We start from the raw sequence: 7,433 nt of genomic DNA, 5'->3' as shown, positions 1-7,433 counted from the left end.
TTCGACCCCGCGACGGCGCCCCCGCTGGCGCCCGCGCCTGCTCCCCCGCCGGCGCTGGCGCCCGCCGCTGCCGCCTGCGCCGCGTTCGACGCCGTCGGGCGGCCTGCATCGGCCGGACCTGCACCGCCCGCGGCATCCGTCGCCTGCTTGCGCAGCTCGAGGTACTGGTCGACGCCGCGCGGCAGGTCGCGCAGGTGTCCGTCGAGGATCGCGAACTGCCGGTCGGTGACGCGCTCGATGAGGTAGCGGTCGTGGCTCACGACGAGGAGCGTTCCCGGCCAGGAGTCGAGCAGGTCCTCGATCGCGGCGAGCATGTCGGTGTCGAGGTCGTTCGTGGGCTCGTCGAGGATGAGCACGTTCGGCTCGCTCAGCAGGATGAGCAGCAGCTGCAGCCGCCGCTTCTGGCCACCCGAGAGGTTCTTGACGGGGGTGGAGAGCTGCGCGTTCGTGAAGCCGAGCCGTTCGAGGAGCTGCCCTGGGGTCATCTCCTTGTCGCCCACCTGGTAGCTCGTGCGCTGCTCGGCGACCACCGCGCTCACGCGCTGCTCGGCGTATTCGGCGAGCTCGGCGAGCTCCTGGCTGAGGGTCGCGATCCTCACGGTCTTGCCGCGCTTCACCCGCCCGGTCGTGGGCTGCACGGCGCCCGTGACGAGGCCGAGCAGGGTCGACTTGCCCGCCCCGTTGACGCCGAGGATGCCGGTGCGCTCCCCCGGGGCGATGCGCCACTCGATCCCGTGCAGCACGGTGCGGGTCGCGGGGGCACCCGACGCCGCACCGCCGGCGACGTCGGAGGCGCCCGCGGCGACGCTCGCCGCGGCATCCGCCACCGCCTCGCTCTCGCGGACGGGATACTCGACCGACACGTCGAGCAGGTCGACGACGTCCTTGCCGAGCCGCGACACCGCGAGCCGATTGAGCTCGACCGGGTTGCGCACCGGCGGCTCGTTGGCGATGAGCTCGTTCGCCGCGTCGATGCGGAACTTCGGCTTCGAGGTGCGGGCGGGGGCGCCGCGGCGCAGCCACGCGAGCTCCTTGCGCATGAGGTTCTGCCGCTTCGATTCCGATGCCGCCGCCATGCGGTCGCGCTCCACGCGCTGGAGCACGTAGGCGGCGTATCCGCCCTCGAAGGGCTCGACGATCCCGTCGTGGACCTCCCACGTGTCGGTGCACACCTCGTCGAGGAACCACCGGTCGTGCGTCACGACCACGAGCGCGCCGGCATCCTGCGACCACCGGCCCTTCAGGTGCCGGGCGAGCCACGCGATGCCCTCGACGTCGAGGTGGTTCGTGGGCTCGTCGAGGAAGACGACGTCCCAGTCGCCGACGAGGATCGAGGCGAGGCCCACACGCCGCCGCTGACCCCCCGAGAGGCTCGCGACCTGCGCATGCCACGGCACGTCGCCGAGCAGGCCGCCGATGACGTCGCGCACCTTCGGGTCGCCCGCCCAGACGTGCTCCTCGATGCCGCCCACGACCGACTCTGCGACGGTCTTGCCCGGGTCCACGACGTCGGCCTGGTCGAGCATGCCGATCCGGATGCCGCGGCGCACCGTGACGCGTCCGCCGTCGGGCTCGAGCCGGCCGGACAGCAGCTTCAGCAGCGTGGACTTGCCGTCGCCGTTGCGTCCGACGATGCCGACCCGGTCGCCCTCATCGAGCCCGAGGGTGACCTCGTCGAAGACGGTGCGCGTCGGGAACTCGAGGTGCAGGCGCTCGGCGCCGAGGAGGTGTGCCATGTCGGCCTCCACCCTACCGGCGGGGCCGGCGCGTGACGCTCCCGGCCCCTGGGCTTTCCCCTCAGGGATGCAGCACGCGGGCGCCGTGCACGGGGCCGTGCACGTGCACCGCGGTGAGCCGCGACGCCGAGAGCGCCACCTGCAGCTCGATCGCCGAGTCGGCGTCGTCGACGAGGAACGCGACGGTGGGGCCGGAGCCCGACACGAGCCCCGCCAGGGCGCCGTTCGACTCGCCGAGCTCGAGGATGCCGGCGAGCCCCGGCGCCAGCGAGAGCGCGGCGGCCTGCAGGTCGTTGTGCAGGGCGGCGGCGAGGCGACGGCTGTCACCCGCTCGCAGGGCGTGCAGCACCTCGGCGTCGACGGCGGGCGGTTCTGCAGCGGCACCCGGATGCCACGTCGGATCCACTCCCGCCGAACGCCGCCGGTCGAGCTCGCGGTACACCCCGGGCGTCGAGAGGCCGAACTCGGCCACCGCGAGCACCCAGTGGAACGAGCCCGTCGCGAGCGCCGGGCTCAGCCGGTCGCCGCGCCCGGTGCCGATCGCGGTGCCGCCCGAGAGCGCGAACGGCACGTCGGCGCCCAGCGACGCGGCGAGCATGTGCAGCTCCTCCTTGGGGAGCGCGGTGCCCCACAGCGCGTCGCAGGCGATGAGGGTGGCCGCGGCATCCGCCGACCCGCCGCCCATGCCGCCGGCGATGGGCACGTGCTTCTCGATCTCGAGGCGCACGCCGCCGGGCACGCCGGCATGGCGGGCGAGCAGCTTCGCCGCGCGGATCGCGAGGTTCGAGGCATCCGTCGGCAGGCCCGAGGTGTCGATCGAGCCGTTGAACGCGACGCTGAACTCGTCGTCGTGCCACGCGAGCACGTCCTCGTACAGCGAGACCGCCTGGTAGGCGGTGGCGACGTCGTGGTAGCCGTCGGCCTCGAGCGCGCCGACGCGCATGAAGAGGTTGATCTTGCCGGGCGCCCTGGCGTGCACCGCCACGTCGTTCGCCCAGACCGTCATGCCTCCACGCTATCCCAGGGTGATCGCCGAACCGGATCAGGCCGCCGCGGCGCGCGCGATCGCGAGGAACTCCGCGACCCCCAGCTCCTCGCCGCGCGACTGCGGGTCGACCCCGGCCCGCTCGAGCACCCCGGCGGCCGACGCCGACGTGCCGCCGAGCAGCTGCGACAACGACTGGCGCAGCATCTTGCGCCGCTGCTGGAACGCCGCGTCGACGATCGCGAAGGTCGCGCGGCGTTCGTCTTCGGTGCCGGGCTGCTCGCCGCGCTCGAAGCCGACGAGCACCGAGTCCACGTTGGGCACCGGCCAGAAGACCATGCGCGAGACCTGGCCGGCGATGCGCCACGAGCCGTACCACGCGGCCTTCACGCTCGGGCCGCCGTACACCTTCGATCCTGGTCCGGCGGCGAGCCGGTGCCCCACCTCCGCCTGCACCATCACGATGCCCGAGTGCAGCGACGGGAAGTGCTCGAGCAGGTGCAGCAGCACTGGCACCGAGACGTTGTACGGGAGGTTCGCGACGAGCCGCACCGGGTCGCCCGGCAGCTCGGTGACCCGCAGCGCGTCGTCGTGCACGACCGTGAGCCGGGTGCCCGGCTGCATGATCGTCACGGTGTGCGGCAGCTGCGCCGCGAGCCGCCCGTCGATCTCGACGGCGATCACGTCGGCGCCCGCCTCGAGCAGCCCGAGCGTGAGGGAGCCGAGACCCGGCCCGATCTCGAGCACGGTCTCGCCGCGCTGCACGCCCGCGGTCTGCACGATGCGCCGCACGGTGTTGCCGTCGTGCACGAAGTTCTGGCCGAGCTTCTTCGTGGGCGTCACGTCGAGCAGCTCCGCGAGGTCGCGGATCTCGGCGGGCCCGAGCAGCCGCGGCGACGCCTCGCCGCCGTCGGCCTGATGGCGATGCGCGTTCACGCCCGAGTCCCCCGCACGGTCTCGATCGTGGTGCACGCGGCATCCGCCCACGACACGGCGCGCCGGGTCACGCAGAACCCGGCAGCTCGTCGGATGCCGCGAGCCCCTCGCGCCACGAGCCGTACACCCGCTCGGTGTTGGCTGCCAGCTGCCCGCAGAACTCCGCGAGGTCGGCCCCCAGCTCGGCCGCCATGAAGCGCACCGTGTGCGGCACGAGGTAGGGCGCGTTGGGGCGCCCGCGAAGGGGAACCGGCGTGAGGTACGGGGCGTCGGTCTCGACGAGGATGCGGTCGAGCGGCAGCACGCGCAGCGCCTCACGCAGGTTCCCCGCGTTCTTGAACGTCACATTGCCCGCGAACGAGCAGTACCAGCCCTCGGATGCCGCGAGCCGGGCGAGCTCCTCGCCGCCCGAGAAGCAGTGGAACACCGTGCGCTCGGGCGCGCCCACCCGCCGCAGGGTCGCGACGACCTCGTCGTGCGCATCGCGGTCGTGGATCTGCAGCGCCACCCCGTGCCGCTTCGCGATCCCGATGTGCGCCTCGAACGAGCGGAACTGCGCGTCGCGCCCGTCGTCGCCCGTGCGGAAGAAGTCGAGCCCGGTCTCGCCGACGGCGCGCACCCGCGGCAGGGCGGCGAGCTCGTCGATCGCGGCGAGCGCCTCGTCGAGCGTGCCCGCCTCCTCGAGCTCGGGCGCCTCGTTCGGGTGCAGCGCGACGGCGGCCAGCAGGCGCGGCTCGCGCGCGGCGACCTCGGCCGACCAGCGGCTCGTCGCGACATCCGTGCCCACCTGCACCGCGCCGGCGACGCCCACGGATGCCGCGCGCTCGAGGTGTTCGTGCACGTCGAGCGGCAGGGCGCCGTCGGCGATCTCGAGGTGCGTGTGGTTGTCGTACACCGCCACGGGCAGCGGCTCGGGCAGCGCCGGGTACTCGACGGCCCGGCCGCCGTCGGATCGGGTGCGGAGGTGGTGGGACCCAGCCGTCACTCGGACACTTCCACACGCGGGAACAGCGGCTCGAGCGCCGCGACGTGCGAGCCCGTGGCCCACTCGTACGCGCGGTCGATGCGCTGCTCCTGCACGGTGCCGTCGGCGCCGAGCGCGATCCAGAGCTTCGCGGTCGCCTTCGGCAGCACCGGCGAGAGCAGCACGGCGAGCGTGCCCAGTCCGTGGTACGCCGTGGCGAGCACGGTCTCGAGGCGGTCGCGCTTGCCGGAGTCCTTCGCGAGGGCCCAGGGCTCCTCGGCGGTGATGTAGCCGTTGAGCGCGTCGACGAGCTTCCACGCGGCCGCGATGGCCTCGTGGATCTGCAGGCGCTCGATGGCCGCCCACGCGGCATCCGTCGCCTCGCGCTCGATCTGCGCGATCTCGCGGTCGGCCGCGCTCGGCTCGCCGCCCGCGGGCACCTCGCCCTCGCAGTACCGGGTGATCATGGCGATCACCCGGGAGGCGAGGTTGCCGAAGCCGTTCGCGAGCTCCGCCTGGTAGCGCGCCGACAGGTCCTCCCACGAGAACGAGCCGTCCTGCCCGAAGTGGATCGCGGAGAGGAAGTAGAAGCGGAACGCGTCGGAGCCGAACGTGTCGGTGATCTGCGACGGGGCGATGCCCGTGAGCTTGGACTTCGACATCTTCTCGCCGCCGACGAGGAGCCAGCCGTGGCCGAAGACGCCCGTGGGCACCTCGAGCCCGGCGGCCATGAGCATGGCCGGCCAGATCACCGCGTGGAAGCGCAGGATGTCCTTGCCGACGAGGTGCTGCGCCGGCCAGCGGCGCGCGAACTCCTCGTCGTCCTGTCCGTAGCCGACGGCGGTGATGTAGTTGAGCAGCGCGTCGAACCACACGTAGACGACATGCGACTCGTCCCACGGGACCTTGACGCCCCAGTCGAACGTCGACCGCGAGATCGAGAGGTCGGCGAGGCCCTGGCGGACGAAGCTCAGGACCTCGTTGCGAGCCGACTCGGGCTGCACGAAGTCGGGGCGCTCCTCGTAGAGGGCGAGCAGCTTCTCCTGGAAGGCCGACATGCGGAAGAAGTAGTTCTTCTCGTGGAGGAGCTCGACGGGCTTGGAGTGGATCGCGCAGACGGGCTGCCCCTCGTACTCGCCGGTGCCGTCGACCAGCTCGGACTGCTGCTTGTACTCCTCGCAGCCGACGCAGTAGTAGCCCTCGTACTCGCCCGTGTAGACATGGCCGTCGTCGTAGAGCTTCTGCAGGAACTTCTGCACGTTGACCTCGTGCCGTTCCTCGGTCGTGCGGATGAAGTCGTCGTTCGCGATGTCGACCGTCTCGAGCAGCGGCTTCCACGCGTCGGTGACGAGCTTGTCGGCCCACTCCTTCGGCGTCACGCCGTTGGCGGTGGCCGTGCGGAGGATCTTTTGGCCGTGCTCGTCGGTGCCCGTCAGCATCCACGTGTCGCGCCCGGCCTGCCGGTTCCACCGGGCGAGCACGTCGGCCGCCACCTCGGTGTAGGCGTGACCGATGTGGGGCACGTCGTTGACGTAGAAGATGGGCGTGGTGATGTAGAACGAGGAGGCGTCGGCCATGCCGACAATCCTACGGGCGAGCGGATGCGTGCGACGCCGACGCCGACGCCGTCGCCGACGCCTGCGGACGGGCCCTCCCCGCGCCGCGACTCCGCTGCGCGCCACGCCGGGGCGGCTCAGCGCACCGGCGCCGGCGTGGGCTCCTCGACCGTCGGGATCGACCCGGTGCGCAGCAGTCGAGCCCGTCCGTCGCCGATGACGGGAGGGACCATCGGCTCGACCTCGATGCGGTCGTGCGGCGTCGGCACGCCGAGCGTCACATCCTGCTGCTTGATGCGCGACGGCTTGACCTTCTGGCCCTTGTACTCGACCATCTTCATGCCGAGCACGATCTTGCCCGCGGAGTCGCGCTGGTCGAGCACCCGGTAGGCGTCGGCGACCTCGGCGAGCGAGTAGACGTCGGCGATCGGCAGGAGCACCTGGCGCTCGGCGACGAGCTGCGCGACCCTGCCGAGGGCGACGAGGTCGCCCGGGTAGAGCTTGACCGCCTCCCGATCCTCGACCGCCTCCCAGTCGGTGGTCGTGTAGACCCGCGACGCGGGCACGCCGAGCGCGGTCGCCTCGTCGGCCTCCCCGCCGAGGAAGTCGAGGAACCCCCTGACGGGCTCCGTGGTGATCGCGCGCACCCGGTCGGCGAGTCCCGGTCCGTACGCGAGCGGAATGACGCCGAACTGCCGCAGGAAGTCGAATCGGGCCTCCGTGGTCGTGCCGATCACGGTGGCGCCGCGCGCCCGGGCGAACTGCGCGGCGAGGCATCCGATACCGCCCGCTGCCGCGGTGATCACGATCGTGTCGCCGGGGCCCAGGGTGAGGCCCTCGACGGCGGTCCAGGCCGTCGTGCCCGCGACGTAGAGCGAGCCCGCGACCTCCCACGAGAGGCTCGCGGGCTTCGCCATGAGCTGCCCCTCGGGGACGACGACATGCGTGGCCTGCGCGCCGCGGGCGATGTACCCCATCACCTCGGCACCCGGACGGAATCGGGTCGCGCCCGGCCCCGATCGCACGACGACTCCCGCGAACTCGCGGCCCTGGCCCGACGGGAACTCGACGGGCCAGCGGTCGGCGTTCGAGCCGCCGCGCACGGCGCTCTCGACGGGCGAGATGCCCGCCGCGAACACCTCCACGAGCACTTCTCCCTCGCCGGGCTCCGGTATCGGGATGTCGGTCACCTCGAGCACCTCGGGACCGCCGAATGCCGTGAATCGCACTGCCTGCGCCATGATCGCTCCCCCGCA

The 7,433-nt window shown here is 72.5% G+C and carries 6 protein-coding genes; all 6 read right to left on the bottom strand.

Annotated features, from left to right (window positions below):
* On the bottom strand, window positions 1-1,736 hold a 1,736-nt coding region (locus EDM22_RS14680), incomplete at its 3' end, for an ABC-F family ATP-binding cassette domain-containing protein (protein ID WP_138708101.1).
* Window positions 1,737-1,797: 61 nt separating this feature from the next.
* A complete protein-coding gene (locus EDM22_RS14675) occupies window positions 1,798-2,742 on the bottom strand; it encodes a 4-(cytidine 5'-diphospho)-2-C-methyl-D-erythritol kinase (RefSeq protein ID WP_122937833.1) in 945 nt (314 codons plus the stop codon).
* A 36-nt stretch (window positions 2,743-2,778) separates the two neighbouring features.
* Window positions 2,779-3,657 (bottom strand): 16S rRNA (adenine(1518)-N(6)/adenine(1519)-N(6))-dimethyltransferase RsmA, encoded by an 879-nt coding sequence (gene rsmA, locus EDM22_RS14670; protein ID WP_122937836.1) that lies wholly within the window; start codon window positions 3,655-3,657, stop codon window positions 2,779-2,781.
* 67 nt (window positions 3,658-3,724) lie between these two features.
* Window positions 3,725-4,642, bottom strand: coding sequence for a TatD family hydrolase (locus tag EDM22_RS14665; protein WP_122937832.1), 918 nt, complete (start codon window positions 4,640-4,642; stop codon window positions 3,725-3,727).
* Window positions 4,639-6,198: a methionine--tRNA ligase gene (gene metG, locus EDM22_RS14660; protein ID WP_122937831.1), complete on the bottom strand. Its 1,560-nt coding sequence runs from the start codon at window positions 6,196-6,198 to the stop codon at window positions 4,639-4,641. Before metG ends, EDM22_RS14665 begins: the two co-directional genes overlap by 4 nt.
* A 116-nt stretch (window positions 6,199-6,314) precedes the next feature.
* The gene (locus EDM22_RS14655) at window positions 6,315-7,418 is read right to left on the bottom strand and encodes an NADP-dependent oxidoreductase (protein ID WP_122937830.1); all 1,104 of its coding nucleotides are present in this window, start codon (window positions 7,416-7,418) and stop codon (window positions 6,315-6,317) included.
* Between the last annotated feature and the right edge of the window lie 15 nt (window positions 7,419-7,433).

This window comes from Agromyces tardus (assembly GCF_003710805.1).
Lineage (GTDB): Bacteria > Actinomycetota > Actinomycetes > Actinomycetales > Microbacteriaceae > Agromyces > Agromyces tardus.
Note: the sequence above shows the minus strand (reverse complement) of the source record. Positions and strands in the feature narration are given on the sequence as shown.

Excerpts from the sequence above, each read along its gene's own strand:
- EDM22_RS14655 (WP_122937830.1), bottom strand. The coding sequence starts at position 7,418 with ATGGCGCAGGCAGTGCGATTCACGGCATTCGGCGGTCCCGAGGTGCTC.
- metG (WP_122937831.1), bottom strand. The coding sequence starts at position 6,198 with ATGGCCGACGCCTCCTCGTTCTACATCACCACGCCCATCTTCTACGTC.
- EDM22_RS14675 (WP_122937833.1), bottom strand. The coding sequence starts at position 2,742 with ATGACGGTCTGGGCGAACGACGTGGCGGTGCACGCCAGGGCGCCCGGC.